At 41.3% G+C, this 858-nt stretch carries 1 protein-coding gene; it reads right to left on the minus strand.

The features are described 5' to 3' along the window. Nucleotides 1-256 (minus strand): helix-turn-helix domain-containing protein (locus tag LPA49_RS22220; RefSeq protein ID WP_326847815.1); only part of this gene is annotated, 256 nt, incomplete at its 3' end. Between the last annotated feature and the right edge of the window lie 602 nt (nucleotides 257-858).

Below are 858 nucleotides of genomic sequence, written 5' to 3' on the forward strand. Positions count from 1 at the left end.
GCTTGATTTTTTGTGCGGGGCTTTCTTTGGCTTTAGGTGATTTAGGCATAGTCATCTTAGGTGATTGAGTCCAATCCATCTTACCGTGTTTTCTCAACCAAGTAAGCACAGTTGAGCGACCTTGTATGCCATAAATTTTTTGGGCTTGTTTATAAGTCATATCGCCTTTTTCTACAGCGTCGACAACTTGTAATTTAAAGCCTAATGAATAATCTCGTTGTGTTCGTTTGATCGGTGTATTATTTGACTTGGTCATAATAAGTCCTAAATGTGTAAACACATTTCAGGACGAGACAATATAAATATAAAAGCCCAGCGGGGAAACCTGCTGGGCTTTTTCGTATTTATTCGTCAAGCACCGCGTTGTTGTGTTGCTCATTAATGAGAGACGGATTAGCGTAAGGTGAAGTAGCCCATTTTAGAGCCCTCCAATCTTGTCATCATGATTAAACAACGTTAGGACTGTGATTGAACATCATGATTACAAAGCGTAGGAACGGCTTTAGCCATGAATGTTTCTGGTTATGTGTGAAGAGCATATCAGACACTTTCGGCACTAAAGTACCTTATATGGACTCCTCCTATTGCACAATACCCTTCGTTAATTTTGTTAGACTGCGTACTTATATGCGGGCTCATAATGAGGAGCTACCTCGGCCCTATGATGTATTCGCGCCCTTGTGCCTCTTCTCCTACTCGGTGTTTTAACACACTAATCACTTTACAGGCTATCAAGGGTGGGTCTAACCGCTTAACGCAGGTTCTTGGTCAATACAGTTATTTCTGTTATCGAAGGCTAAATGTTAATTTGCTAGTAGGCTTGGTTCATAACGCGTGCCCTTTTTCAGCATGGCATAC

Origin of the sequence: Pseudoalteromonas sp. MB41 (genome assembly GCF_020966275.1) — a bacterium.
GTDB lineage: Bacteria > Pseudomonadota > Gammaproteobacteria > Enterobacterales > Alteromonadaceae > Pseudoalteromonas > Pseudoalteromonas lipolytica.